The organism is Pseudoalteromonas shioyasakiensis (assembly GCF_022398475.1).
Taxonomy (GTDB): Bacteria; Pseudomonadota; Gammaproteobacteria; order Enterobacterales; family Alteromonadaceae; genus Pseudoalteromonas.
Genome location: NZ_JAKEVM010000012.1, coordinates 29,733 through 55,053, shown reverse-complemented (window position 1 = coordinate 55,053; position 25,321 = coordinate 29,733). Strand labels below are relative to the sequence as shown.

General features: G+C 41.4%; 20 protein-coding genes. 13 read left to right on the top strand and 7 right to left on the bottom strand.

Features of this window, described 5'->3' with window-relative positions; genetic code table 11:
* Positions 1-167 precede the first annotated feature (167 nt).
* The gene (locus L1D51_RS04365; RefSeq protein WP_239962816.1) at positions 168-1,481 is read left to right on the top strand and encodes a Na+/H+ antiporter NhaC family protein; all 1,314 of its coding nucleotides are present in this window, start codon (positions 168-170) and stop codon (positions 1,479-1,481) included.
* 92 nt (positions 1,482-1,573) lie between these two features.
* Positions 1,574-2,356 carry an outer membrane protein OmpK gene (locus L1D51_RS04360; RefSeq protein WP_054561705.1) on the top strand — a complete coding sequence of 261 codons (783 nt, stop codon included), beginning with the start codon at positions 1,574-1,576 and terminating at the stop codon, positions 2,354-2,356.
* A gap of 94 nt (positions 2,357-2,450) precedes the next feature.
* Here L1D51_RS04360 and L1D51_RS04355 read toward each other — a convergent pair whose 3' ends face one another.
* Positions 2,451-3,248: a M48 family metallopeptidase gene (locus L1D51_RS04355; protein ID WP_054561706.1), complete on the bottom strand. Its 798-nt coding sequence runs from the start codon at positions 3,246-3,248 to the stop codon at positions 2,451-2,453.
* 192 nt (positions 3,249-3,440) lie between these two features.
* On the opposite strand from L1D51_RS04355, the gene L1D51_RS04350 reads away from it, so the two are divergent.
* A complete protein-coding gene (locus tag L1D51_RS04350) occupies positions 3,441-4,631 on the top strand; it encodes a Bcr/CflA family efflux MFS transporter (protein WP_239962804.1) in 1,191 nt (396 codons plus the stop codon).
* Between the two features lie 67 nt (positions 4,632-4,698).
* Here the strand turns inward: L1D51_RS04350 and grpE are convergent, their stop codons facing one another.
* Together grpE and L1D51_RS04340 are read right to left on the bottom strand one after the other, a co-directional pair.
* A complete protein-coding gene (gene grpE / locus L1D51_RS04345; protein ID WP_239962802.1) occupies positions 4,699-5,307 on the bottom strand; it encodes a nucleotide exchange factor GrpE in 609 nt (202 codons plus the stop codon).
* 58 nt (positions 5,308-5,365) lie between these two features.
* A complete protein-coding gene (locus tag L1D51_RS04340) occupies positions 5,366-6,310 on the bottom strand; it encodes an HrcA family transcriptional regulator (protein WP_055022172.1) in 945 nt (314 codons plus the stop codon).
* A 120-nt stretch (positions 6,311-6,430) separates the two neighbouring features.
* Here L1D51_RS04340 and nadK point away from each other — a divergent pair, with 120 nt between their 5' ends.
* The 6 genes from nadK to L1D51_RS04310 all read left to right on the top strand — a co-directional run bounded on the left by nadK (position 6,431) and on the right by L1D51_RS04310 (position 12,798).
* On the top strand, positions 6,431-7,315 hold the full coding sequence (nadK, locus tag L1D51_RS04335) for an NAD(+) kinase (protein WP_054561709.1): 885 nt from the start codon (positions 6,431-6,433) through the stop codon (positions 7,313-7,315).
* Positions 7,316-7,409: 94 nt separating this feature from the next.
* Positions 7,410-7,973 (top strand): hypothetical protein, encoded by a 564-nt coding sequence (locus L1D51_RS04330; RefSeq protein WP_055196799.1) that lies wholly within the window; start codon positions 7,410-7,412, stop codon positions 7,971-7,973.
* Between the two features lie 68 nt (positions 7,974-8,041).
* Positions 8,042-9,715 carry a DNA repair protein RecN gene (recN, locus tag L1D51_RS04325; RefSeq protein ID WP_054561711.1) on the top strand — a complete coding sequence of 558 codons (1,674 nt, stop codon included), beginning with the start codon at positions 8,042-8,044 and terminating at the stop codon, positions 9,713-9,715.
* Positions 9,716-9,762: 47 nt separating this feature from the next.
* Positions 9,763-10,161, top strand: a complete 399-nt coding sequence (locus tag L1D51_RS04320; protein WP_239962800.1) for a hypothetical protein — start codon at positions 9,763-9,765, stop codon at positions 10,159-10,161.
* A 66-nt stretch (positions 10,162-10,227) separates the two neighbouring features.
* The gene (locus L1D51_RS04315) at positions 10,228-12,270 is read left to right on the top strand and encodes an ATP-binding protein (RefSeq protein ID WP_239962798.1); all 2,043 of its coding nucleotides are present in this window, start codon (positions 10,228-10,230) and stop codon (positions 12,268-12,270) included.
* Between the two features lie 66 nt (positions 12,271-12,336).
* Positions 12,337-12,798 (top strand): hypothetical protein, encoded by a 462-nt coding sequence (locus tag L1D51_RS04310; protein WP_239962796.1) that lies wholly within the window; start codon positions 12,337-12,339, stop codon positions 12,796-12,798.
* Between the two features lie 22 nt (positions 12,799-12,820).
* Here L1D51_RS04310 and L1D51_RS04305 read toward each other — a convergent pair whose 3' ends face one another.
* The 4 genes from L1D51_RS04305 to gltB all read right to left on the bottom strand — a co-directional run bounded on the left by L1D51_RS04305 (position 12,821) and on the right by gltB (position 20,046).
* Positions 12,821-13,513, bottom strand: a complete 693-nt coding sequence (locus tag L1D51_RS04305) for a response regulator (RefSeq protein WP_239962794.1) — start codon at positions 13,511-13,513, stop codon at positions 12,821-12,823.
* A gap of 13 nt (positions 13,514-13,526) precedes the next feature.
* Entirely contained in the window at positions 13,527-13,739 is a 213-nt protein-coding gene (locus tag L1D51_RS04300) for a hypothetical protein (RefSeq protein WP_235575464.1), read from the bottom strand.
* A 424-nt stretch (positions 13,740-14,163) separates the two neighbouring features.
* Positions 14,164-15,579 (bottom strand): FAD-dependent oxidoreductase, encoded by a 1,416-nt coding sequence (locus tag L1D51_RS04295; RefSeq protein ID WP_054561717.1) that lies wholly within the window; start codon positions 15,577-15,579, stop codon positions 14,164-14,166.
* 9 nt (positions 15,580-15,588) lie between these two features.
* Positions 15,589-20,046: a glutamate synthase large subunit gene (gltB, locus tag L1D51_RS04290; protein WP_239962792.1), complete on the bottom strand. Its 4,458-nt coding sequence runs from the start codon at positions 20,044-20,046 to the stop codon at positions 15,589-15,591.
* 696 nt (positions 20,047-20,742) lie between these two features.
* Here gltB and L1D51_RS04285 point away from each other — a divergent pair.
* The 4 genes from L1D51_RS04285 to L1D51_RS04270 are packed head-to-tail and all read left to right on the top strand — an operon-like array spanning position 20,743 to position 25,258.
* Positions 20,743-21,996: an efflux RND transporter periplasmic adaptor subunit gene (locus tag L1D51_RS04285; RefSeq protein WP_239962814.1), complete on the top strand. Its 1,254-nt coding sequence runs from the start codon at positions 20,743-20,745 to the stop codon at positions 21,994-21,996.
* 21 nt (positions 21,997-22,017) lie between these two features.
* Positions 22,018-22,725, top strand: coding sequence for an ABC transporter ATP-binding protein (locus L1D51_RS04280; protein ID WP_054551528.1), 708 nt, complete (start codon positions 22,018-22,020; stop codon positions 22,723-22,725).
* Between the two features lie 2 nt (positions 22,726-22,727).
* Entirely contained in the window at positions 22,728-24,041 is a 1,314-nt protein-coding gene (locus L1D51_RS04275; RefSeq protein WP_054561720.1) for an ABC transporter permease, read from the top strand.
* Positions 24,042-24,052: 11 nt separating this feature from the next.
* Positions 24,053-25,258 (top strand): ABC transporter permease, encoded by a 1,206-nt coding sequence (locus L1D51_RS04270; protein WP_063527443.1) that lies wholly within the window; start codon positions 24,053-24,055, stop codon positions 25,256-25,258.
* The last annotated feature ends 63 nt before the right edge of the window (positions 25,259-25,321 follow it).

Here is a 25,321-nt window from a genome sequence, read left to right as displayed (position 1 = left end):
CAATAATAACAGATAGTCTTTGCATTTAGCCATCCATACATTTAAACTTCTTCCTTTGCGCCGATTTGGTCTTTGGCTTGCGGGCGCTGTTGTTGTCTTTTAGACACAACTAAATACAGCTAAAAGAAGTGTTTGGCTGTGTTATTGGTTATCTAACGAGGAATATGATGCAGCCATCATTTAATAAAACAAAAGCAAAACTTTCTTTGCTGCCGCTTTTGGTGTTTGTCGGCTTATTTTTAGGCGCTGGCTTATACTTACAGTCTCAAGGTGTCGATTACGCCTTCTATCAATTGCCTGCTCCTGTTGCAATTTTGCCAGCCATCATGCTGGCGTTTATTTTAAATAAAAATACCATCAACCACAGTGTTGAAACCTTTATTAAAGGTGCTGGCCACAGCAACATTATCACTATGTGTTTGATTTATCTGCTGGCAGGTGCGTTTTCTGCGGTTGCTGGTGCGACCGGTGGTGTTGATGCCGTAGTTAATGCCGGTTTATCACTTATTCCACCTGCTCTGTTACTACCAGGGTTCTTTTTAATTGCTGCGGTAGTGTCGACTGCGATGGGTACTTCAATGGGTACTATCGGTGCGATTGGCCCGATTGCTTATGCCGTCGCCCAAAAAACAGGCATTGATCCATCTCTGATGGCAGGCACGATTGTATCAGGTGCCATGTTTGGTGATAACTTATCAATCATCTCTGACACAACTATTGCTGCAACCCGCACGCAAGGCTGTGAAATGAAAGATAAATTTCGTGAGAACTTAAAAATCGCCTTACCTGCTGCGGCATTAACTATCGGCTTGTTATTCTTCTTAACGCCTGCAGCAGAAGCTGTAGAGACACAAGACTTCGATATCTTACTAGTATTACCTTATGCCTTTATCTTAGTGCTCGCGGTAATGGGCTTTAACGTATTCGTGGTGCTGTTTAGCGGTATAATCTTCGCTGCACTTATGGGCTTTACTGGCAGCTATGAAGGTGCAAGCTTTGTAAAAGATGTTTATAAAGGCTTTACTGATATGCAGGAAATTTTCTTGCTATCGATGTTTATTGGCGGTCTTTCAGAGTTTATCCGTATTAATGGCGGTCTTGATTATATTGCTAACAAAATTCAGGCAATTACAAAAATCATTGCAAAATGGCACCGTAAAGTAGCAGATCAATTAGGTATTGCTGCACTGGTTATGACTAGTAACTTATGTATTGCCAATAATACCGTATCTATTATTGTTGCAGGCCCAATTGCTAAAAAATTAGCAGATGATGGCGAAATTACAGGCAAGCGTTCAGCAAGCTTACTTGATATTTTTGCTTGTGTTACGCAAGGCTCATTGCCGTATGGCGCACAAGCACTTCTACTCGGCGCAACATTCAAAATTAGCCCATGGGAAGTCTCTACCTCTTCTTACTACTGCTTTATTCTTGCCTTTACTGCCGTTGCAGTAATTTGCTTACGCAGAAATAAAGCATAAGTTAAATAATTTTTCTCAAGATACGCCCAAATATGGGCGTATCTGCTATAATCCAACCTTTGTATCCCCCTTTACACCATCAATATTGAGATATGAACTTGAAAAAGATCCTTTCTGTTGCTGCGCTTTGTGCAGTAAGTACTTCGAGCTATGCCGCTAATTGGAGCTCTACGCAATTACACGTTAATAACGGTGAACACAAAAACCCGTTTTCATTAACTAAGTCAAATACCACAGTTGTATCACTACAGCATGCCTCTGGTTATGACTATGGCGACAATTTCTTTTTTATTGATTACAGCAATGACGACCGTCAAGATGGCTATCAAGATAAAGACTTTTACGGCGAGTGGTATTCAACATTTAGCTTATCAAAAATCTCTGGCAGTGATTTTTCATACGGCGCAATTGCTGATGTGGGTTTAACGGCAGGTTTTAATGCCGCAGGTGACTCGAAAGTTCTTAAGTATTTACCTGGTGTAAAGCTTAGCTGGCAAGCACCGGGCTTTAGCTTTTTATCTACTTTATTTACCGCTTACATCGATGACAGTGAAGGCGTAGCACGCGGTGGTGCACCAACTGAAACAAACAGCTGGATGATTGATGTTGCTTGGGGCTACCCATTCACTATTGGCTCACAAAAGTTCAACGTAACAGGCCATGTTGAATATATTGCAGAGCGTGAAAATGAATTTGGTGAAGACGTTAAAGCATGGATTTTAGCGCAGCCAATCATCACCTGGGATTTAGGTCACGCAATGAGCATGAAAGAAAATACTCTACTGCTAGGCCTTGAATGGCAATATTGGCACAACAAGCTAGGTACAGACACAACTGAGTCAGTACCACAACTTCACGTTGAGTGGACGTTCTAATAAGCTGAAAGCTGAAAGCTGAAAGCTGAAAGCTGAAAAATTAAAGCCTGTAGTCATCACTGAGTACAGGCTTTTTAATTTCTATAGATACTCTTTACAGTTTACACTGTGGTGTTTTGCCTTTTGCTTTAGCGGCTTGTTGGGCTTTTAATGCGTCCGACATATGCTTTTGTAGCTCTTTAATACGGTTACCTGGTGCAGGGTGAGTCGACATAAACTCTGGGGTACCGCTACTACCAGCTGCACTCATATTTTGCCAAAGCGACACTGATTGCTCTGGGTTAAACCCTGCTTTTGCCATTAAATCTAAGCCAACAATATCTGCTTCTGATTCATGTGAGCGGCTAAATGGCAAAACAACACCATACTGTGCGCCTAAGCCTAAGGCTTGCATTATTTCGCCGCGATATTGCACATTCCCCATATCAAGTGCTGCACCACCAACTTGCAGACCTGTTTGTAACAATGCATTTTGTGATACACGTTCATTAGAATGCTCAGCAATAACGTGTGCAACCTCGTGACCTAGTACCGTTGCCAGTTGGTCTTGATTTACAGCAACTTTTAATAAACCTGTATGAACGCCAATATAACCCCCCGGTAATGCAAATGCGTTTGCTGAGTCTTCTTCAAACACAACAACTTCCCAAGACTGCTTTGCATACTCATTAGGTAAAACGGCAATAACATCATCGGCAATACATTTCACATAAGCATTGACGCCAGGGTCGGTATTAACAGGCTGTGTTTTTTTCATTTCAGCAAAGCTTGCTTGACCCATTTGGCTCATTTGTTGGTCTGAATAAAGTGCGATTTGTGTACGCCCTGTTGGAGAGGTTTTACAGCCAGCTAAAACAGCGGTGGCTAACACTGCCATGATTAACTTTTTCATACTAGTCCTTCAAATACTTAGTGTAATTGTGGCTAATATAGCAAAGCATTGATTAATTTTATATGAAAATGAACAATCACCCGCTCAGTTGTTATCATTTAGTTAATTCTTTTACTTAGCAGGCAAACTAAGTTCACCACAGTAACTCACACTGCTACAATAGTGACCTAATGTTTGATGAATGAGTAAACAATGCCTTCCCCTGAGACTTTAAATAAACGCATTTTATTACCTTTACTGGCAAGTATTGTCGCAATTACGCCTTTAGCAATTGATTTATATTTACCGGCGATGTTGGTGATTGCCAACGACTTACAAACTACCATGCCAAATGTGCAAATCTCGCTCAGTATTTATTTGGCGGGTTATGCCCTGGGTATGTTGTTCTTTGGCCCGATAGCCGATGAGCTTGGTAGGCGATTACTCGCTAAGGTGGGTTTAGCGCTATTTGGCATCATCTCATTAGCACTGGCATTTTGTACCAACATCGAATTATTTTGGTCTTTAAGAGCCGTGCAAGCATTCACTGGCGCTGCTGCAACCGTCGTAGTGCCGGGTATTATTCGCCACATTTACCGAGAGAACACCGCCAAGGGCATGTCTTATGTCTCGATGATTATGATGGTTGCCCCGTTAATTGCCCCTACTCTAGGCTCATTAATCATGGGAATTTCGACATGGCAGGTCATTTTCATCGCATTAGCTGCTTATAGTTTTGCCATTTTAGCTTTGGTGCAAATTCATTTAATCGATATTCCAATCTTTAAGAGTCAGCAACGTGGTTTGGCACTGTTCTTTAATAGTTATAAAACGGTATTTTCTCGTCGTAGTGCCCTTGCCGATATTGCCAGTTCAATGTTTGCCTCATTCGCATTCTTTTGCTTTTTAACATCGGTACCTTATGTATATCTCGATTTCTTCAAAGTAGATGAGCAATTGTTCGGTGTGTTATTCGCCTTTAACGTGCTGGCTTTAATGTTCGGTAACTTTATGAATACACGTTTAGTGCCGCGCTTGGGTTCTCGTAAACTGTTATTTATTGGGCTAGGTATTGGCTTTGTGTCTGGCGGGGCATTGTTGTTATTCAGTGTGATGCATTTATCGCTGTATTTTATCGTTGCCACCATCGCACCACTGATGATGAGCTTGGGTATTGTCGCGAGTAATGCAGACTCATTAATACTGATGCAATTTGAGGAAAAGTCAGGCACTGCAACAGCTGTTATTGGTACCCTGAGATTCGGCAGTGGCGCTTTAGTTGGGCCTATCCTTGCTTTTGTTCACCCACAAAGTGCGATTCCATTTTCTGCTATGATGTTCAGCGCACTGATACTGATCTTACTTGTACAGCTTTGGCATCGAAAACGATACCAATCGACTTAAATATTGAACACAATTGTAATAAAAAAATGCCTGTAATTAACAGGCATTTTTTATATCTCTTTAAAGCTTATTCAGCTTCTTTCGATACCATAACCATTGCAGGGCGTAATAAACGGCCATTTAATGTATAACCTTTTTGCATTACTGCAAGAACAGTATTTGGCGCTACATCATTGCTTGGCTGAATTGACATTGCTTGATGGAATTCAGGGTTAAATTGTTCACCCTGTGGGTTAACAATTTCAACACCGAATTTTGATACCGCATCATTAAAGCTCTTAACAGTCATTTCGATACCTTCAAGCACAGGCTTAAGCTGCTCATTTTCATTATCAGAAAACTCAATCGCACGCTCTAGGTTATCGATAACAGGTAGTAATTCGTTAGCAAACTTTTCAAGTGCAAACTTATGCGCTTTTTCTACATCTTGAGCGGCACGACGACGCATGTTCTCAACATCTGCAGCAGCACGAACAACACTGTCTTTTTGATCGTTGATCGTTTGTTTAGCCGCTTCTAATTCGCTGTGTAGTAGTGCGATTTCAGCTTCAGGGCTCATTTCTTCGCCGTCAACTTGTTCAGCCGCTTTTTCTGCAGCTTCTACTTCAGCTTGCATTTGTTCAAATTCTTCGTTTAGTTCAACTTCTTGCTCTGGTGATTTTGTCTGCTCAGACATAGCTTACATGCTCCAATTCTTTACAACTGCGGTAATTATGGGGATTGAATTAAAAGATTCAAGAGGCTGATGAGCCGATTAACTTAAATTCTTGGATGATTGCTTCTATTTGCGCTGATTTTGGACAAATTACACAAAATCGGCTCTGGTATTCATGGTTATTAAAATAAGGAACGCTGATCACCATCAACTCATTACAGTCTGTAAATGGCAATTGTTCTGTGTTTAACACTGATAACCCATTTTTAAATGCGAGTTTATCTTCAACAAAATTTAAAAACGATACACCAATGTTTAAACTGGTTTGGCAATCAACTTGGCGGTAAAGGTAATTTTCACCTACCACAATGCTGTTATCTGAACCGAGTTTTTGACTTAATTGCCGAGTCCATTGTGTTAAAGAGTCATGGCAATTATGTGGTGCAGTGGCTGCCATTGCTTGCATTCGATATAAGCCTTCCATTAAGGTTTGCTGGCTAAACACCGTATTAAGCCAAGTAGCAAACTGGTAACGAACGGCATCAGATGAATCTTCAGGTTTGGTAATGCAAATGTTATGGCTTTGCCCTGCTCTATCGATGAGTAGAATAAGCCAATTACTACCATCAAAATCAAGCACCTCTACTCGAAAGACCAGCTGAGAGCTGACTTGAGGTAAGCCCACACAACAGCACACTTTATAGCGCTGACTCAAACCATGGGCGAGCTCAACTAATTGTGCTTGCTCGGGCTGCCAATATGTTGCAATTTCAGGCAGAGCAAAAAACTCAGTAAGCCAATAATCAAACCCGGCATTGGTAGGTACGCGGCCAGCAGAAGTATGTGGCGAATAGAGTAAGCCCACTTTTTCTAGCCGAGCCATTGCATTGCGCACAGTAGCTGAACATACCGCCATGCCTTTTTGCTTGGCAATACGGGTAGAGGCAACAGGCTGACCTTCACCGTTACAGTAAAGGCTCATTACAGCTGAAAAAATTTGTTGGTCACGCGGATTTAATTTCATAATTAATACATCTTGGTACTTGCCAGTGGATATTTGGGCGCAGCAAGTTTATTTCAAGTTATTTTCAAAGCATTAGTTTTTAATGTAATCTAGCGATATGAAAGTTTAAGTGCAAATAACATGGATTCACCGTTTAAAACCATAGGTTTAATTGGCAAACCTAATCACAGCGGAGCAGCTGCCACACTTGCTCGCCTGCACACATTTTTGCGAGCCTTGGGTTTTGAAGTGCTAGTAGAACAGCGCACCGGCCGCCAACTTGAAGACCTTCCTCGAGAAAACCTTGTTAAATTGGTAGATTTAGGTGAACGTGCAGACTTAGCCATAGTCGTCGGCGGTGATGGCAATATGCTTGGCGCAGCTCGAGTTTTAGCGCGTTTTGATGTTGCCGTAATTGGTGTAAACCGTGGTAATTTAGGCTTTTTAACTGATTTAAACCCAGAAGGTTTCGAAGCCAGCCTTGAACAAGTATTAAGTGGCCAGTTCCTCGAAGAAAAACGCTTCTTGCTTGAAGTTGAAGTATATCGCCATGCCGAACTCAAAAGTGCAAACTTGGCAGTGAATGAAGCAGTACTTCATGCCGATAAAGTTGCTCATATGATTGAGTTTGAGGCCTTTATTAACAACGATTTTGTATTCTCGCAACGCTCAGACGGTTTAATTGTTTCAACACCTACAGGCTCAACTGCTTATTCATTATCTGGTGGCGGGCCGATTTTGACGCCAGAGCTTAATGCGATTTCACTTGTGCCTATGTTCCCGCACACATTATCAAGCCGCCCTCTTGTGGTTGATGCTGATAACGAAGTGCGTTTAAAGCTCAGTCTTGAAAATACTGATAGCTTGCAAGTCAGTTGTGACAGCCATGTGGTTTTAGCTGTATTACCTGGCGATGAAGTGGTGATAAAAAAAGCAGATAAGCGTCTGCGCTTGATCCACCCTAAAGAATACTCTTACTACAATGTATTAAGAAAAAAATTAAACTGGGGAAGCCGTTTATTTTAAGCGGCTTTTTTATCTCAATTGATTGCCAAGGCACATTGAATAGCGCAAAATAATCAAACTTAATGCTGTACTTTTTTAAGGATTCTAAGGCGAAATGAGCTATATCGTTTTTCTTGCTCTGTTATTACTGATCACCTTGCTAGGTTGTTACTGGATGGTTGAGAGCAACCGTCGCAAGGCTATTGAAGCTGAAAAAAAACGTTTTAATCAACGAGTTAAAGAAATCAATAATGATTTTAAAGATAAGTTAATTGATTTCAGCGAGAGTAAAATTATTCGTCCGAAGAACATCTCGCGTTTGAGCATGATCACTAGCAATTACTTTGTTGTACAAGCCCATAACGAAGAAAACCTCACATATCTTGAATACGTTAGTGATTTACTGCTCAACACAATAATTATGGAAGCCAGTAAAGCACAAAGCCCAGAACAGATTGATCAGCTTGCAGACAGATTACAGTATTTCATGGCTGAATTACCTTATAATGGTATTGAATATAACAAAGCGTTTTACCAAGAGTCCCTTCCATCACTGATTGAAGTAATTAAATATCAGCCCCCCGCCGATTTACAAGACGATCAGCCGTCAGCCCAGAGCACACAAGCGTCAGACGATTCCACACCAGAAAATCAATTGTCAGAATTAAGCAAAGCTTAAAAATTTAATTTGCAAAACCCGAAAACACTGTATAAATTAACAGTTAGTTAGCTGGATGGATAAACAGTATGTTAATCGGGTTAGAAATTAAAAACTTTGCCATTGTAAGTAATTTAAGTACTGAGTGGCACAATGGTATGACAGCCATTACAGGTGAAACAGGTGCGGGTAAATCAATTGCAATTGATGCCCTCTCTTTATGTTTAGGTGAACGCGCTGATGCTGGTGCCGTTCGCCCTGGTACTGATCGTGCAGAAATATGCGCACAATTTGATATTAGCCAACTCCCTCTTGCCCAACACTTTTTAGAGCAACATTTACTCTCAAACAACGAAGGCGAATGTTTACTACGCCGTGTTATTTGCAAAAATGGACGTAGCAAAAGCTATATTAATGGCAGCTCAGTTACCGCTGCACAGTTAAAAGAGTTAGGTCAGTACTTAATTTCTATTCACGGCCAACATGCCCATCAGCATTTATTAAAAGCTGAACACCAGCTACATCTGCTTGATGCCTATGCTGGCCATAATCAGTTATTAGCTGATGTTAAAGAACGCTTTAAAGCCTACCAAGCCTTACTCAAAGAATTTAACCAGCTTGAACAACAACAGCAGCAACAGGCAGCTCAAAAGCAATTACTTGAGTATCAAGTAGCCGAACTTGATGAATTTGCTCTGCAACCGGGTGAATTTGAAGAGATTGAAGCTGAGCATCATAAACTAAGCCATAGCCAGACTATTTTAGAGTCATGCCAACGTGAGCTACAACACTTATACGAAAGTGATGAGCAAAGTGCGTGTTCATTATTGCAACATAGTGCTCAACAATTTGCAGAACTAGCAAGCTACGATGAGAGCTTATCTAGCATAGCATCACTACTGAGTGAAGCTGCCGTTCAAGTTGAAGAAGCAAGCCGCGAGATACGCAGCTATGTTGATGTTACCGACTTAGACCCAGCACGCTTAGACGAAGTTGAAACTCGTTTAACAGGTGCTATGGATCTTGCCCGTAAACATCACATAAAGCCAGAAGAGCTTGTTGAGTTTCACCAGTCAATCTCTGAAGAATTAGCATCAATTAGTTATAACAGCGACCGCCTTGTGGCACTTGAAAGCGAAATCAGCGATGCCCTTGAGCAATACAAACAAGCAGCTCAACTATTAAGTGAAAGCCGCCATAGTTATGCAGATACGCTTAATCAGTTAATTAGTGATAGCATGGCAAATTTATCGATGGAAAACGGCAAGTTTGCTATTGATATTCAACAAGCTAGCGATAAAGCACCAAGTGCAATGGGTTTTGATACTGTGTCGTTTTTAGTATCGACCAACCCAGGTCAACCGCTACAAGCACTATCTAAAGTGGCCTCTGGTGGTGAATTATCTCGCATTAGTTTAGCTATTCAGGTCATTATTGCTCAGCGAGTTACTACCCCGACCCTCATTTTCGATGAAGTTGATGTGGGTATTTCAGGCCCTACCGCCTCTGCAGTCGGCAAGCTATTACGCCAGCTAGGTAAATCGACCCAAGTTATTTGTGTAACTCACTTGCCACAAGTTGCAAGCTCTGGACATCAGCAATTTTTTGTAGCCAAAGAAATTGCAAACGGCGAAACCTTTACGCAAATGAATAAACTTTCAAAAGATGGTCGTATCGATGAAATTGCCCGACTACTCGCTGGTGACAATATCAGTAAAATGGCAAGAGCGAATGCCAAAGAGCTTATTAGCGCACATGCATAATTTAATAGTTAATACTGTTGAGAGTTTAAGTTGGTTAGAGTTTAGAAATGAATATTAAAAATATGGGTACCGCTTTAGTGCTTGGCTTGATTGCACTGAGTTCAAGCCATTCACAGGGTTCAACAGCTGATTCAGCTTATCAAGGTGCGCAATTAATCGTTATTTTATTTGAATGTATTTTAATTGCCCTCCCTACTACCGCATTTTTGTTGGTTATTTGGAGTCGTTGGAAGCATTTACGTTTTAAGCAGTTACTACAAACTGTGTTAAATTCATCTTTAGTATTAATGTTAATTAGCATGCTAGCTGTTAATCAATTAACACTCGACTTTTCGTCATGGTTAATTGTATTTGCAATAGGCCATACATTACTTGTTGGTATTAGTTATTTATTGCTTAAACAGCACACTAATAGAGTGAAAAGCTCTCTGACAGGCTGTTGGTAGCCGCTCCATAATTTGCACACAATTGCTGGTTAGTATAAGAACACATTAAGCTTATTCTAACCACAAATGAAATACTCTTTACTTATCGCTACGTGTTTACTGTCTTTTTCGTGTGTAGCAACCTCACTGCCCAGCTCTCTATTAAATCAAGTCACTGACCTTGAGAACCAAGGCAAGCTCAGTGAAGCACTCACTATTCTTGAGCAATACAAAGATAGTAATACCGCTACATCGACCACCGAAATTGCTATGGCACAAGCGCCTCTTTTACGTAAACAAGGTCATTATAACGAGGCGATAGAACTGCTATCGCCATTACAAAAGCTTGCTAGTTTGAGTAAAAAAGACCAATACCACATTCAAAAAGAGCTAGGGATCAACTACCGTCGCCAAGTAAAAACAATAGAAGCAAAAAATCATTATATGGCAGCCTTAGCACTTGCAAATGAGCTTGAAGAAAAAAACCTACAAGCACAAAGCCATAGCAATTTGGGTTCACTATACGACACGCTTAATGATCTTGAACAATCAATGCATCATCAAGTAAAAGCACAAGCGTTATTGGAAAACAGCGATAATTATGAACTAGTTGCCACTAATTTTTATAACTTAGCAAACCTTGCTCACAGGCTTGATGACCTCTCGCAATCTGAGTACTTCTATAAAAAAGCACTCGAGTTTGATATTAAAACCAAAAACCAAATGAATATTGCAGATACCAGCTTACAGCTAGCCAAGCTGGTGTATAAACGAGGCGATTTAGAGCAGGCTCTTCCCTTATTAAATACCGCCTATACACGATTAGCCGACGTCAATGCCTATGAGAATATGGCGACGGCGAAGCATACGTTGATGCAATTGTATTTGAAAATAGGCAACCAGCATATGGCATTGAGTAGTGCTGAGTCTGGGCTTAACGCAGCGCTTAAATCTGGCTCGGCTTTAAGTAAAATTTACTCTTACTTTAACTTAGTTGAATTACATTTAGCACTTAAAAACTCTGAGCTAATTGGTCTCTATTTAAGTCGAACAAAAGAGTTGTTAACTGATATTGATAACCGCTTATTGAATCAAAAACAGCACGGCTATACCGCAATTTATGCTGAACTTATCGGTGATTACAAGCTAGCTGCTGAGCAGCTAAAGCTTGAAAATAAACTGGCCGAGTCTTTATTTGAAGAGCATTTAAATAAAGCCGTGGAAAAGAATAAAAAGCAATTAACAGCAATCGAGCAACAGCAACGTATTGATGATGAAATTCAAAAAAACAAACTCGCAACTGCACAAATGAATAACCAGCGACTAGAAAAACAAATTTGGTTGTTATCTGCTGGTATTGTTTTGTTGTTTAGTACCCTTGCGTTAGTACTCTATTACTTCAAGCATCGAAAAGCGTTATTTAAAGCCAAGCTTTATCAATATAACTTAATTGAAAAAGACAAAATGCTTGCTGATATCTCTCATGAATTACGCACTCCACTGAGTGTATTGAAACTGCATATAGAAGCGCTTGAGCTCGATATTCAGGAAAACCGCGATCTCGCCTACAGCAAAATTAATGGCAAGATAGCGCAACTTAATAACTTAATTTCAGATGTGTACCAGTTATCTCAAGCTGAAAACAAAACCCTGACATTGAACCTTAAACAATATAATGCCGCGCAAATTTTTGCTGAATATGAGCAAGACATGCGCCGTTATGTTTGTAGTCATCAGCTCACATTTTTTGCTGACATTGTTATTGCTAATGATGTTGAGGTCACGGTAGATAAACAAAAACTAGACCAAATCCTCAACAATATTTTTACTAATGCGTGTCTATACACAGACACGCCAGGCCATGTCCGCCTTAAAGTTCGGACCAACAAGCAAGAGCTGTTTATTCAAGTCGATGATACTTCTCCGGGTGTCGGTAAAGCTCATATAGGTAAACTCTTTGACCGTTTATATCGTGTTGAAGAGTCTCGTAGCCGCGCATCGGGGGGGTCTGGTTTAGGACTGTCAATTTGCCAGAGTTTTGTCGAATTGATGTCAGGTACTATTAACGCATTACCAGGTAAGTCAGGTGGCTTATGTATCAGAATATTACTGCCTTTAGGCAATAAATAAGTCTCTCCATTTTTCCACCACATTTTATTGCTTAAATAGCACTATAAACTACAGTGGAATGGAACCATGTCAGAGTCATTAAAGCACGCTCAATGGGCAAAATCTGTTGAGCGTAAACACCACCAAAGCAAAGTTAAAAAAGCCAAAAAGTCGCCACTGCCAATTTACGCGGCCCTTGCCAGCATACTGTTAAGTGCAGGGCTCTATTATGCAAGCTACGAAAAGCCAATAGAGTACCCTCCACTATCTGAAGCAGCTAAACAACGTATCTCCCAGTTCTTTGCAAAGCAATTCTTAATGGGCCAGTGGCGCTTAAATCAAATAAAGTACTCAACTAATGCGATTCAGGTCTATGTACAAACACCTACCGCGATAGCCCTTGAAGGTGAGGCGTTAAGTCAATATTTACATTATGCGTTGTGCCCTAGTCCTAGCAAACGCATTTGGCAAGATATTCAAGCAAGAGAATTATCAGTGTATGTGTTCAGCCATTCTATTCGAAAAGGTGAACGTACTTTGTGTAACTGATATGAAAGCGATGAACGCCAAATCAATTGATTTGACGTTCATCATAGCGATAGCCTGCACCGTAAACGGAAGCGACTATCTTAGGAGAGAACTGTAAATTCTTTAGTTTTTTACGAATATTTTTGATATGACTGTCGATTACGCGGTCGGTAATATCAAAGTTATTGGGTTGGATATGATCAAGTATCTGCTGTCTTGAAAAAACGCGCTTAGGGGCTTTATACAAAAGCTTAAATACGTCAAATTCCACTTTAGTTAAACCCAAAGACACGCCTTTAATCTCAACTTCAAGCGCATCTTCGTTTAAACAAATAGTAGCTGGCGTTTCAACAGTTTCATTGCTATTAGATACCGGCGCGCAGCGCCTTAAAATAGCTTTAACACGCATCACTAGCTCTGCACCGCTAAAAGGTTTACAGACATAGTCATCAGCACCATGTTCTAACCCTTTTAACCTATCAGCCTCTTCGACTTTAGCGGTTACCATAATAATAGGCACCATAGAAAAATCGCGGATCTGCTTCATGCACTCCACGCCATCTAAATTGGGTAACATTACATCTAGAATTATTGCATCTGGACTATTTTCTTTAACCCACGACACCACAGCACTGCCATCAGTGATGTGGTGAGTAGTAAAGCCAGATGCATTGAAGAACAACAGCACTTGTTCTGCAATATCTAAGTCGTCTTCAACGACTAATATCTGCGGCATTTTTATTTCCGTTTTATATTTTTTTTATTGTTTTTAGTTGTTGCTTCACCATCGCTTTAAGGGCGTCTGATAAGGTTTCATCTAGTAAAACCATAGTCAGAATATCGTGCAGGTCTTCACTATTCATGACCTCATTGAGTAAATCATTTTCAGATTTTGAACTTGGCTGAAAAAAGCTTAACTGCTCGTTATTTGTGTGTTCGCAAAACATTTTCTTTTTATCCATGTTGTTAGCATCAAATATTCAGATGGGCTTCTGCCTCTGATAAACATTAAAACGCAACAATATGGAGCAAATATGGAGCTAGTACGAAATAATGAATTTTTTCTATTTAACTGTAAAATTCATTCGTAGATTGTAGGTAATAAGCGTTATTTTTTCATTATTTTTCTGAATCTTGATTTGATTCTCAAAACAGCTAATACCATTTCGCTTAATTAAGTGATCTATTTTGAGGCAATAAAACCTCGTTGATAGCAAGGCAAAAATTTCGTTATTTAGTTGTTCTAAATCAGATATTTTTAACGCAGATAGCGACAGGTTTAATCCCTCTAAATGATTAAGTATTATTGCGGATTGGTATAAAACTAGGCAATAAAAAAGCAAGCTAGGCAGCTTGCTTTTAAAAATGTTGAATGGCGCTTTAGAATTAAACGTCTAAGTAATCCATAATCCCTTCAGCGGCATTTCGGCCTTCGAAAATAGCCGTTACCACTAAATCTGAGCCGCGGACAATATCGCCACCAGCAAAGATTTTCGGGTTAGTTGTTTGGTGAGTAAACTCACCTTTTTCTGGTGCATTGATACCACCCCAATGATTGATTTCAACACCGTACGGTTCTAACCAATCCATTTTATGAGGTTTAAAACCAAACGCCATGAGCACTTTGGTTGCTTCAATAACATGCTCAGAATCAGCTACTTCTTCAGCACGACGACGACCATTTTCGTCCGGCTCACCAAGTTGCGTTTTCACCATCTTAACGCCAGCAACTTTCCCTTGCTCGTCAACCACAATGCCTTTAGGTTGAACGTTAAAGGTAAATTCTACGCCCTCTTCACGGGCATTTTTAACTTCGCGTTTTGAGCCTGGCATGTTTTCTTCGTCACGACGATAAGCACAGGTTACTTTTGCAGCACCTTGTCGAATAGAGGTTCTCACACAGTCCATTGCTGTATCACCACCGCCTAACACGACGACTTTTTCGTTCGCCATATCGATATAAGTTTGCTTATCTTCTGCATAGCCCATTACTCGGTTTGTGTTACCAATTAAGAACGGCAGTGCATCAAACACACCATCAGCATCTTCGTTTTCAAGGCCTGCACGCATACTTTGATAAGTACCAACACCTAAGAATACGGCATCATATTCTGCTAAGATTTCATCAAGCGTAATATCAACGCCAACTTCAGTGTTTAGCTGAAACTCGACACCCATTTCAGTGAAAATTTCACGACGCTTTTGCATTACTTCTTTTTCAAGTTTGAATGAAGGAATACCAAACGTAAGAAGACCACCGATTTCTGGGTGACGGTCAAACACCACAGGCTTAACACCGTTACGAACTAAAATATCCGCACAACCTAAACCAGCTGGGCCTGCACCAATGATAGCCACTTTTTTGTCAGACCAAACCACATACGACATATCTGGTTTCCAGCCCATCTTAAATGCCGTATCAGTGATGTACTTTTCGATATTACCGATAGTGACAGCACCAAACTCTTCTTCAAGTGTGCACGAGCCTTCACACAAGCGATCTTGTGGACAAACTCGTCCACACACCTCTGGTAAGCTGTTTGTACGGTGAGACAGCTCTGCCGCTTCTAAAATACGGCCAGTACGAATGAGCTTTAACCATTGTGGAATATAGTTATGTACTGGGCATTTCCATTCACAGTACGGGTTACCACAATCTAAACAGCGATCCGCCTGTGAGTTAACTTGTGTCTCAGAAAACGGCTCGTAGATTTCTACGAAAGATTGTTTACGTGCTGAAATTGGCTTTTTACGCGGATCAACACGTTGTACATCGATAAACTGGTATACATTTTCGCTCATACTACCCCCTTACTGAGCCTGAACACGAAGCTCTGCGCTGCTGCGCGCTCGGTGTCCGAGTAAACTTTTTACATCACTAGATTTTGGCTTAACTAATTTAAACATTGGCATATATAAATCGAAGTTAGCTAAAATCTGCTCAGCGCGGTTTGAGCCTGTAAGCTCTAAATGCTCAGCAATGAGTCCGCGTAAATGTTCTTGGTGTGACGCCAACCCTTCAAGCGTAACAATTTCAACAAGCTCAGGGTTAATGCGTTTTTCAAAGTCATTGCCTTCATCAAGAATATAAGCAAAACCACCTGTCATACCTGCACCAAAGTTGATACCTACTTTGCCAAGTACGCAAACCACACCACCTGTCATGTATTCACAGCCGTTGTCACCAACACCTTCTACAACCGCTTGCACGCCTGAGTTACGCACTGCAAAGCGCTCACCAGCACAGCCTGCAGCAAATAATTTACCGCCCGTTGCACCATATAAACAGGTATTGCCGGCAATAGTTGCTTTGTGGCTTTCGAACGATGAACCCAGCGGTGGGCGAATTACTAGCTTACCGCCAGCCATGCCTTTACCAACATAGTCATTGGCATCACCAACAAGTGTCATTTCAAGGCCACCCGCATTCCACACACCAAATGATTGACCCGCTGTACCATGAAGCTCAATAGAGACAGGATCAGCAGCCATACCTTGGTTACCATGTTTAGAGGCGATATAGCCAGACAACATAGCGCCCACTGAGCGATCAGTATTGCAAATACGGTTAACCAGTGAGATACCCGATTTTTCGTCAATTGCTTGCTTGGCTTTTTCAAGCAAGGTTTCATTTAGCTGGCCTAAGTAGTGCGAGCTATTAGGCACACTACAATACAAGGTTTCACCCGTTGGATTGTTTGGTACTGAAATAACAGACGACAGATCTACTTTCTTTTGTTTCTCTGTGTTGCCTTCAATTGCTTCAAGTAAGTCCAAGCGACCAATTAAATCTGTTAAACGAGTTACACCTAAACTTGCCATAATTTGGCGTGCTTCTTCGGCTATAAACTTGAAGTAGTTCATCGCCATTTCTGGCAGGCCATGATAATGCTTTTGGCGCAGCGTATCGTCTTGCGTTGCAACACCGGTCGCACAGTTATTTAAGTGACAAATACGTAAGTATTTACAACCTAGTGCCACCATAGGGCCCGTACCAAAGCCAAAGCTTTCAGCACCTAAAATAGCCGCCTTAATAATATCTAAGCCAGTTTTCAGACCACCATCTGTTTGTAGGCGAATACGGTGACGTAAACCATTTTCTACCAACGCTTGCTGGGTTTCAGCAAGACCAAGCTCCCAAGGGCTACCTGCATACTTAACAGAAGTAAGCGGGCTTGCACCTGTGCCACCGTCATAACCAGCAATGGTAATTAAATCTGCATAGGCTTTAGCTACGCCTGTTGCGATAGTACCTACACCCGGCTCAGAAACGAGTTTCACCGAGATCAGTGCATCTGGGTTTACTTGTTTTAAATCGAAAATAAGCTGGGCTAAATCTTCAATCGAGTAAATATCGTGATGCGGCGGAGGCGAAATCAAGGTCACACCTGGCACTGAATAACGTAATTTTGCAATGTAAGGCGTTACTTTTTCACCCGGTAATTGACCACCCTCACCTGGTTTTGCACCTTGCGCCACTTTAATCTGAATGACATCAGCGCTGCGTAAGTAATGTGGTGTAACACCAAAACGGCCCGAAGCAACTTGCTTAATACGTGAGTTTTTCTCTGTACCGTAGCGAAGTTTGTCTTCACCACCTTCACCAGAGTTTGAACAACCACCTAAGCGGTTCATTGCAATCGCGAGTGCTTCATGCGCTTCTGGCGATAATGCACCAATACTCATTGCGGCTGAGTCAAAACGTTTGTACAGCTCAGTTGCAGGCTCTACGTCGTCAACACTCACACCCGTATCAGGAATTTTAACCGCCAGCATGTCACGTAAATTGGTGATCGGGCGGTTATTTACTAAATCAGCATATGCCAAGTAGTCTTTATAATCCCCAGAGCGCACTGCTTTTTGTAGTGTTTGAATTACATCTGGGTTATAAGCATGGTACTCACCACCGTGAACATATTTTAGTAAGCCACCATGGCTTAATAACTTACGTTTACTAAATGCCAACTTATGAAGTTTACGTTGGTCATCATCAAAATCAGTGAAACACGCCCCTTTAATACGACTAGCTACACCGTTAAAACAGGTTTCTACAACCGCATCTGATAATCCAACTGCCTCAAATAACATTGAGCAGCGGTACGAAGCGACAGTACTGATACCCATTTTCGACATGATTTTATACAGACCCTTATTAATTGCATTACGATAAGCAAGCGTTACTTCGCAATAGCTCTTGTTCAGGGTCTTTTTGTCGCTCATTGCAACTAATGATTCATAAGCAAGGTACGGATAAATTGCCGTTGCACCAAAACCAAGTAATACCGCAAATTGATGCGCATCACGGACACTGCCCGATTCGATGATGATATTAGATTCACAACGTAAGTTATTATCGACTAAACGCTTTTGAATTGAACCAACCGCCATCGCAGCCGGGATCGGTAAATACGTTTCGCTAAAGTTACGGTCACTTAAAATAAGCATGACACAGCCTGACGCTGCTTTTTCTTGTGCTTCATCACAAATACGTGTGATTGCGTTTTCTAAGCCTTCTTCCAACGTGTAAGTGATATCAATTTTACAGTAGCTGTAATGCTCATCGTCAGCATTGATCAGCTGTTGCATATCAGCGTACATCAAAATCGGCGTCTCAAACTGTAAACGCTTAGCGTGGCCGGTTGTTTCGTTAAATACGTTTTGCTCACTACCAATACAAGTTGCCAGTGACATAACGTGATTTTCACGAAGTGGGTCAATCGGTGGATTAGTTACTTGCGCAAATTTTTGTCGGAAGTAATCGAACAGTGAACGATGACCTTCTGACAGTACCGCAAATGGTGTGTCATCACCCATTGAACCCGTTGCTTCTTGACCATTTTCACCCATTACACGAATAACGCTATCAAGCTCTTCGTTGGTGTAGCCAAACATTTTTTGATACTTAAGCAGTGTTTCGTCATCAAATGAACGGTTACCCGCATCTTTTTCAGATAACTGTTCAAATGGCGTTAAACGCTTAACGTTAGCTTCAAGCCATGCTTTATATGGATGGCGTGACTTAAGATCTTGGTCAATCTCATCTGAATGCCAAATTTTACCTTGATGAGTATCAATAACTAATAACTCACCAGGGCCAACACGGCCTTTCTCAACCACTTCGTCTGGCGCGTAGTCCCAAATACCTACTTCTGAGGCAAGGGTAATAAAACCATCTTGAGTGATGACATAGCGCGCAGGGCGTAAACCGTTACGGTCAAGGTTACAAGCGGCAAAACGACCGTCAGACATTACAATACCAGCTGGGCCATCCCATGGTTCCATATGCATTGAGTTAAAGTCGTAGAATGCACGTAGGTCATCATCCATAGCACGGTTTTTTTGCCAAGCTGGCGGCACAAGCATACGCATTGCACGGAATAAATCCATGCCACCGGCTAAGAACAACTCAAGCATATTATCTAAGCTAGAAGAGTCTGAGCCGCTTTCGTTAACGAATGGTGCTGCTGATTGCAAATCAGGAATAAGTGGTGAGGCAAACTTATACGCACGGGCACGAGCCCATTGGCGGTTACCTTGAATCGTATTAATTTCACCATTATGCGCTAAATAGCGGAATGGTTGCGCCAGTGGCCAACGAGGTTGTGTATTAGTAGAGAAACGTTGGTGAAATACACAAATCGCACTGGTCATGCGAATGTCAGCTAGGTCTAAATAAAAGTTAGGTAAGTCTACAGGCATCATTAAGCCTTTATAGACAGTAACTAAACCAGATAAGCTGGCAATATAAAAATGTTCATCATTTACGAGGCGCTTTTCAGCACGACGACGCGCTACATATAAACGACGTTCTAAATCTTTTGGACGCCAGCCTTCTGGTGCGCTTACAAAAATTTGTTCAAAGCCGGGTAGTTGTTTTTTTGCAATTGGCCCTAAACATGATGCATCGGTAGGTACTACACGCCAGCCTTGAATGCTCAAGGTTTCTTTTTCGAGTTCTTCACTCAACACATCTTTAGCTGTTTGCGCAAGTACAGGATCAGCATTTAAAAATACCATGCCAACGGCGTAGTTCTTTCCTAGATGCCAATCATGTTCGCTGGCAATAGCACGAAAGAAGCTATCAGGTTTTTGCATTAATAAACCACAGCCATCACCTGTTTTACCATCAGCAGAAATACCACCACGGTGTTCCATGCGATCTAAGCCAGTGATTGCTGTTCGAATCAAGCGGTGACTCGCCTGACCATTGACCTGGGCTATTAAGCCAAAGCCACAATTATCTTTTTCTAATTTTGAGTCGTATAACATAGACCCCTCCCCTTGCTACAACGACTAGCGGTTCAGTCTTTTGTGACAGTGCTAGCAGACGAACAAAACTATCGCCAAATACCTCATGAGTCAATAGAGTTTTGAATACATATTCATATTCATGAATATTTCTCACTTAAAGCACTTTTTAAATTCTATGCTATTTTTTTACATTTAGTCGCATTTTACCCGTTATTTTTTTATGACACTGGTGTCAAATTTAACAACTTGTAAAAAAACAATCTAAAAACTCGCCACTTTACGTTAACGTAAACTGCGCTTTATTTTGAATAATTATTCACAATATGAATATCAATGCAGTTTTTTACGGGGTCTCGCTTAGCCTAACTGCATCATTATTTACTCTTGGCTTTAGCATAGTTACAAACTATGTATCTGAGCAGACTACCTTAGTCGCAATGACCGAGTTTCTTTACCCTTGCGTCAACAATCAGCAATCTAAAAGTGTCCGCTGCGGACACTTTTTCTGTCCGCGGACAGGCATCAATTCACTGATTAAACATAAAACCATTAAAAATCAAAAAATTAAAAATTGGCACGCTACTGGTATAGATAAGACATCAGCGAAATTGAGGATTTCAAAATGTTCACTATCAGTTTGTTTATGGCTTCTCCACTTACCATGCTTGCCGTTGGCTTCATGATTGTGTGTTTTGAGAATCGTAAGGAGTTATGATGATTAAGGATACCAGTGCCCAAGATATTACCGTGGCTAAGAAAAACACCATTAAAAAGCCACTTATAATAGCTGCAGGTGTAATACTTGTTGGTGCGCTCGGCTTTCAAGCATTGTTTGCCAGTAACGATGGCAGCATTTCGGTTGATGCAGCAAGCCTACAAATTAGTGAAGTAAGCCAAAAGACACTCACCAGAGATGTGGCAGCAAGCGGTAAAATCGTTGCAGCTAATGCGCCAAAGGTTTACAGCCCTGAACGCGGCTTTGTCGATTTGAAAGTAAAAGCCGGTGACAGCGTTGAAGTAAATGAAGTGATCGCAACCGTAACCAGCCCTGAGCTAACCAACGAGCTAAAACAACAACAATCAGTATTAGCGCGATTAGAAGGCGAATTACAGCGCAAGCAACTTGAAGCGCGTAGACAAAAACTAAGCCTAACTAAAGCGCTCGATTTAGCGCAAGTTGAACTCAATGCCGCAGATAGAGAGAACCGCCGAGCTAAAATCTCAATCGAAAAACATTTAATTAGCCAAATAGATTTAGAAAAAGCGGTTGATGACTTAGCCCGTGCCAAGCTTTCATATAAGCACGCCGAGCAAGAAGTCAGCTTAGCTAAAGATACCCTCGCATTTGAGCTAAAAGCAGCAGAGCGTGATCTGGCACGTCAACAACTAATTGTGGATGACTTACTCAGACAAGTAAATGAGCTTACTATCACTGCCAGTGTAAGCGGCATTGTGGGTAACTTATTAGTGCAACAAAAAGAAGCGGTCACACAAAGCCAACCATTAATGACATTGGTCGATTTAAGTAACTTTGAAGCAGAACTGCAAGTACCAGAAAGCTACGCCAATGAGCTGGGTCTTGGTATGCAAGTTGAGCTTACTTTAGGTGCTCGTCATGTCACAGGCACGCTATCGGCTATATCACCTGAAGTAAATAATCGCGAGGTCACAACCCGCGTACGCTTTGACAATGAGATTTCTGGCATTCGCCAAAACCAACGCTTAACCGCACGTATTTTACTAGAGAATCGCGACGATGTATTGCAAGTGAAACGCGGCGCATTCTTACAACAAGGTGGCACCTATGCTTATAAAGTTGATGGTGACATGGCTTATTTAATCGATATAAAAACCGGTGCAAGCAGTATCAATGCTGTCGAGATAATTGAAGGTGTAGAGCCTGGCGATAAATTAATTATCTCAAACTACGATCGCTATAAAAAAGCACCCACACTGGTTTTACGCTAACAAATAAAAGGAATAATCAACATGCTTACAATGAACAACATCAGCAAAGTGTATCAAACAGATATGGTACAAACGCATGCCCTTCGCGACTTTAATCTACAAGTTGAAGAAGGTGAATTTATTGCCGTAACGGGCCCAAGTGGCTCAGGTAAAACCACATTTTTAAACATCGCCGGTATGTTAGAACCATTTAGCGAAGGCCAATACATGTTAGACGGTATTGATGTGGGTAAGCTCAACGACAACCAGCGTGCAGATCTTCGTAATCAAAAAATTGGTTTTATTTTCCAAGGATTCAACCTAATTCCAGATTTGAACCTCTATGAAAATATTGAAGTACCACTGCGTTATCGTGGTATTAAGGCCGCCGAGCGTAAGCGCCGTATTGAGCAATGCCTAGAGCAAGTTGGTTTAGCATCACGCGCTAAGCACTTACCGCAACAACTTTCTGGTGGCCAACAACAACGTGTGGCCATTGCCAGAGCCCTTGCTGGTGAACCGCGTTTTTTACTTGCCGATGAGCCAACTGGTAATTTAGATAGTTTAATGGCCCGTCAAGTGATGGAGCTACTTGAGCAAATCAACCGTGATGGCGCAACTATCATCATGGTTACCCATGATCCAGAGCTTGCCCGCAGAGCACCACGTAACATCCAAGTTGTTGATGGCCAACTAGCTGACTTCACCTTGTATCAAGGCACTCAAAACCTTAAAGCGGCTGGAGTGTAACCATGTTCCTTCATTATTTAGATTTAAGCTGGCGCAGCTTTAAGCGCACGCCACTTGTGAGCTTTTTAATGGTATTGGCCATAGCCATTGGTATTGGCGTTACCATGACAAGTTTATCTGTGTATCACATGATGTCGGCAGACCCTATTCCTGAAAAAAGTAGTGACCTTTATTCTGTTCAGTTACAAACCATGGATGAAGGCCGTACGTGGTGGACAGTCGATAATATGCCACTGCAATTAACCTATCAAGATGCCGTTAACCTTAATCAGGCCAAAGCAGGTGGTAAACGTGTCACTATGGTTAGAACGGGTTTTTCGGTTTATTTAGACTCAGACAAAGTAAAACCATTTATTGGTCAAGCACGCCTAACCACGCCTGATTTTTTCGAGATGTTTAACCTATCCTTTATCTACGGTGGGGTTTGGAGCGCGCAACAAGAAGCCGACGCAGCACCTGTTGTAGTGATCAATAAAGAATTAAACGACAAGCTCTTTGCTGGTGAAAACCCAGTAGGCAAAATGGTGTACCTTGATGATGCCAGCTACGAAGTTATTGGCGTGATTGATGATTGGGATATCACCACCAAATATTATGATCTGAACAACGGTGCATTTAATAAGACCGAGCAACTATTTTTACCATTTAGCCTAATGAAAGCCCGAGAGCTTGAAAACTGGGGTAATACTAATGGTTGGAAGCACGAAAAAACCAATACCTTTAACGATAAACTCAATTCAGAAATGGTGTGGTTACAATTTTGGGTTGAACTAAAAACTCCTGCAGAAAAGCAAGCTTACCAAGACTTTTTAATGGCCTATATGCAAGAGCAACAAAAGCTAGGTCGTTTTAACCGTGAAAAATTAACTGCCACCTTACGCGATGTAAATGAGTGGATGCAGTACAACAATGTCGTTAGCGAAGACAACGAAATTCTGGTTGGCCTTAGCTTTATGTTTTTAGCGGTATGCCTTGCCAACATTTTAGGTTTATTACTAGCGAAATTCTTACGCCGTGCTCCTGAAGTCGGTGTGCGCCGTGCATTAGGTGCCAGTAAACGTCAAATATTCTTTCAACATATTGTTGAGGTAGCCATGTTAGGTTTCTTAGGTGGCATCTTGGGTATTATATTGGCGCAAGTAGGTTTGTTAGGCGTACGTCAAAGCTATAGCTACTACCAAAGCTTAGCAACAATGGACTTAACCATGCTACTTAGCGCACCGGTGATTGCAATTAGCACCTGTGTGATAGCGGGTCTATACCCTGCTTGGCTGGTATGTAAAACCAACCCTGCTATTTATCTTAAGAGCCAATAAGGAAGACACCTATGTTAGAAATTAAACCTATCTTTCACGCCTTATGCCGCTCAAAAGTTGGCGCCATTTTATTACTGATCCAAATTGCCATCACCACTGCCATTGTTAGTAATGCGGCGTTTATTATCCAAGACAGAGTTAGCTATTTAAGCCAAGAAACCGGCTACCCTGAACAAGACATTTTCGTCTTTAATGTCATGATGTTTGGCAAAGATGTGTCACCGTCTCAGCAATATGAGCTTGATGAAGCCATGCTTCGTCAAATACCTGGGGTAGTCGATGCTGCTTATTCGAGTAACACACCGCTTTCGGGCAGTGGTTCTTCGTCAGATTTTAGCTTAAAACCAGCACCTGAAGAGAGTAAATCAGCCCGTACTTCATACATGTTTATCGATGAGCATGGTATCAATACCTATGGCGTTAAACTCATTGCTGGGCGTAACTATACCGAAGACGAAGTGATCGTCACCGATAACTATGATGAGCTTTCAAAAGTAACCGTTGTCACTAAAACTCTACTCGATGAGCTGTTCCCTGACGGCAATGGTTTAGGGCAAACAGTCTATTTTGGTGATATTCCAATGAAAATAATTGGTGTAATTGATCTTATGAAGGGCCCATGGCTTAAAGACAGCCGCCCAGATAACGTAGCACTGCTGCCTTTTATTAAACCTGGTACAAATGCACGCTTTGTGGTTAGAACAGAGCCTGGTCAACGTCAATCGGTCATGAACCGTGTTGAAGAAGCCATGCTGAAAAACTACAACAAACGTGTTATTTCTCGCATTCGTGGCTTAGATGACGATAAAGAGTCATACATGGCTGAAGATACATTAATGATGCGCATGCTGATTGTACTTATTACTATTTTAGTGTTGGTGACGGCCCTGGGTATTTTCGGCCTAACGCTGTTCAATATTAGCAAGCGTACTAAACAAATAGGTACTCGCCGCGCTTTAGGGGCCAGAAAATCGGCCATCATCAGCTACTTTTTAGTTGAAAACGCCATGATATGTATAGTTGGTTTAGTGATTGGTGTGATTGCTGCCGTGTATTTAGGCCAGTTGCTCATGCAGCACTTTTCAATTGCTCAGCTTGATATTAGCTACGTACTTGCTACTGCGCTGGCAGTGTTTGTTATGAGTTTATTAGCGGTACTTGCCCCTGCAAAACGGGCTGCGAATATCTCACCGAGCATTGCAACTCGAACAATTTAGTTCTCCCAACCTATGCTACACTGGATTTACAGTGTAGCATTCATCTTGCACCCTTATTAGGAA

What these genes read in the sequence shown, in the direction of transcription:
- L1D51_RS04365 (WP_239962816.1), top strand. Translation starts at nt 168, where the DNA reads ATGCAGCCATCATTTAATAAAACAAAAGCAAAACTTTCTTTGCTGCCG.
- L1D51_RS04360 (WP_054561705.1), top strand. Translation starts at nt 1,574, where the DNA reads ATGAACTTGAAAAAGATCCTTTCTGTTGCTGCGCTTTGTGCAGTAAGT.
- L1D51_RS04355 (WP_054561706.1), bottom strand. Translation starts at nt 3,248, where the DNA reads ATGAAAAAGTTAATCATGGCAGTGTTAGCCACCGCTGTTTTAGCTGGC.
- L1D51_RS04350 (WP_239962804.1), top strand. Translation starts at nt 3,441, where the DNA reads ATGCCTTCCCCTGAGACTTTAAATAAACGCATTTTATTACCTTTACTG.
- grpE (WP_239962802.1), bottom strand. Translation starts at nt 5,307, where the DNA reads ATGTCTGAGCAGACAAAATCACCAGAGCAAGAAGTTGAACTAAACGAA.
- L1D51_RS04340 (WP_055022172.1), bottom strand. Translation starts at nt 6,310, where the DNA reads ATGAAATTAAATCCGCGTGACCAACAAATTTTTTCAGCTGTAATGAGC.
- nadK (WP_054561709.1), top strand. Translation starts at nt 6,431, where the DNA reads ATGGATTCACCGTTTAAAACCATAGGTTTAATTGGCAAACCTAATCAC.
- L1D51_RS04330 (WP_055196799.1), top strand. Translation starts at nt 7,410, where the DNA reads ATGAGCTATATCGTTTTTCTTGCTCTGTTATTACTGATCACCTTGCTA.
- recN (WP_054561711.1), top strand. Translation starts at nt 8,042, where the DNA reads ATGTTAATCGGGTTAGAAATTAAAAACTTTGCCATTGTAAGTAATTTA.
- L1D51_RS04320 (WP_239962800.1), top strand. Translation starts at nt 9,763, where the DNA reads ATGAATATTAAAAATATGGGTACCGCTTTAGTGCTTGGCTTGATTGCA.
- L1D51_RS04315 (WP_239962798.1), top strand. Translation starts at nt 10,228, where the DNA reads ATGAAATACTCTTTACTTATCGCTACGTGTTTACTGTCTTTTTCGTGT.
- L1D51_RS04310 (WP_239962796.1), top strand. Translation starts at nt 12,337, where the DNA reads ATGTCAGAGTCATTAAAGCACGCTCAATGGGCAAAATCTGTTGAGCGT.
- L1D51_RS04305 (WP_239962794.1), bottom strand. Translation starts at nt 13,513, where the DNA reads ATGCCGCAGATATTAGTCGTTGAAGACGACTTAGATATTGCAGAACAA.
- L1D51_RS04300 (WP_235575464.1), bottom strand. Translation starts at nt 13,739, where the DNA reads ATGGATAAAAAGAAAATGTTTTGCGAACACACAAATAACGAGCAGTTA.
- L1D51_RS04295 (WP_054561717.1), bottom strand. Translation starts at nt 15,579, where the DNA reads ATGAGCGAAAATGTATACCAGTTTATCGATGTACAACGTGTTGATCCG.
- gltB (WP_239962792.1), bottom strand. Translation starts at nt 20,046, where the DNA reads ATGTTATACGACTCAAAATTAGAAAAAGATAATTGTGGCTTTGGCTTA.
- L1D51_RS04285 (WP_239962814.1), top strand. Translation starts at nt 20,743, where the DNA reads ATGATTAAGGATACCAGTGCCCAAGATATTACCGTGGCTAAGAAAAAC.
- L1D51_RS04280 (WP_054551528.1), top strand. Translation starts at nt 22,018, where the DNA reads ATGCTTACAATGAACAACATCAGCAAAGTGTATCAAACAGATATGGTA.
- L1D51_RS04275 (WP_054561720.1), top strand. Translation starts at nt 22,728, where the DNA reads ATGTTCCTTCATTATTTAGATTTAAGCTGGCGCAGCTTTAAGCGCACG.
- L1D51_RS04270 (WP_063527443.1), top strand. Translation starts at nt 24,053, where the DNA reads ATGTTAGAAATTAAACCTATCTTTCACGCCTTATGCCGCTCAAAAGTT.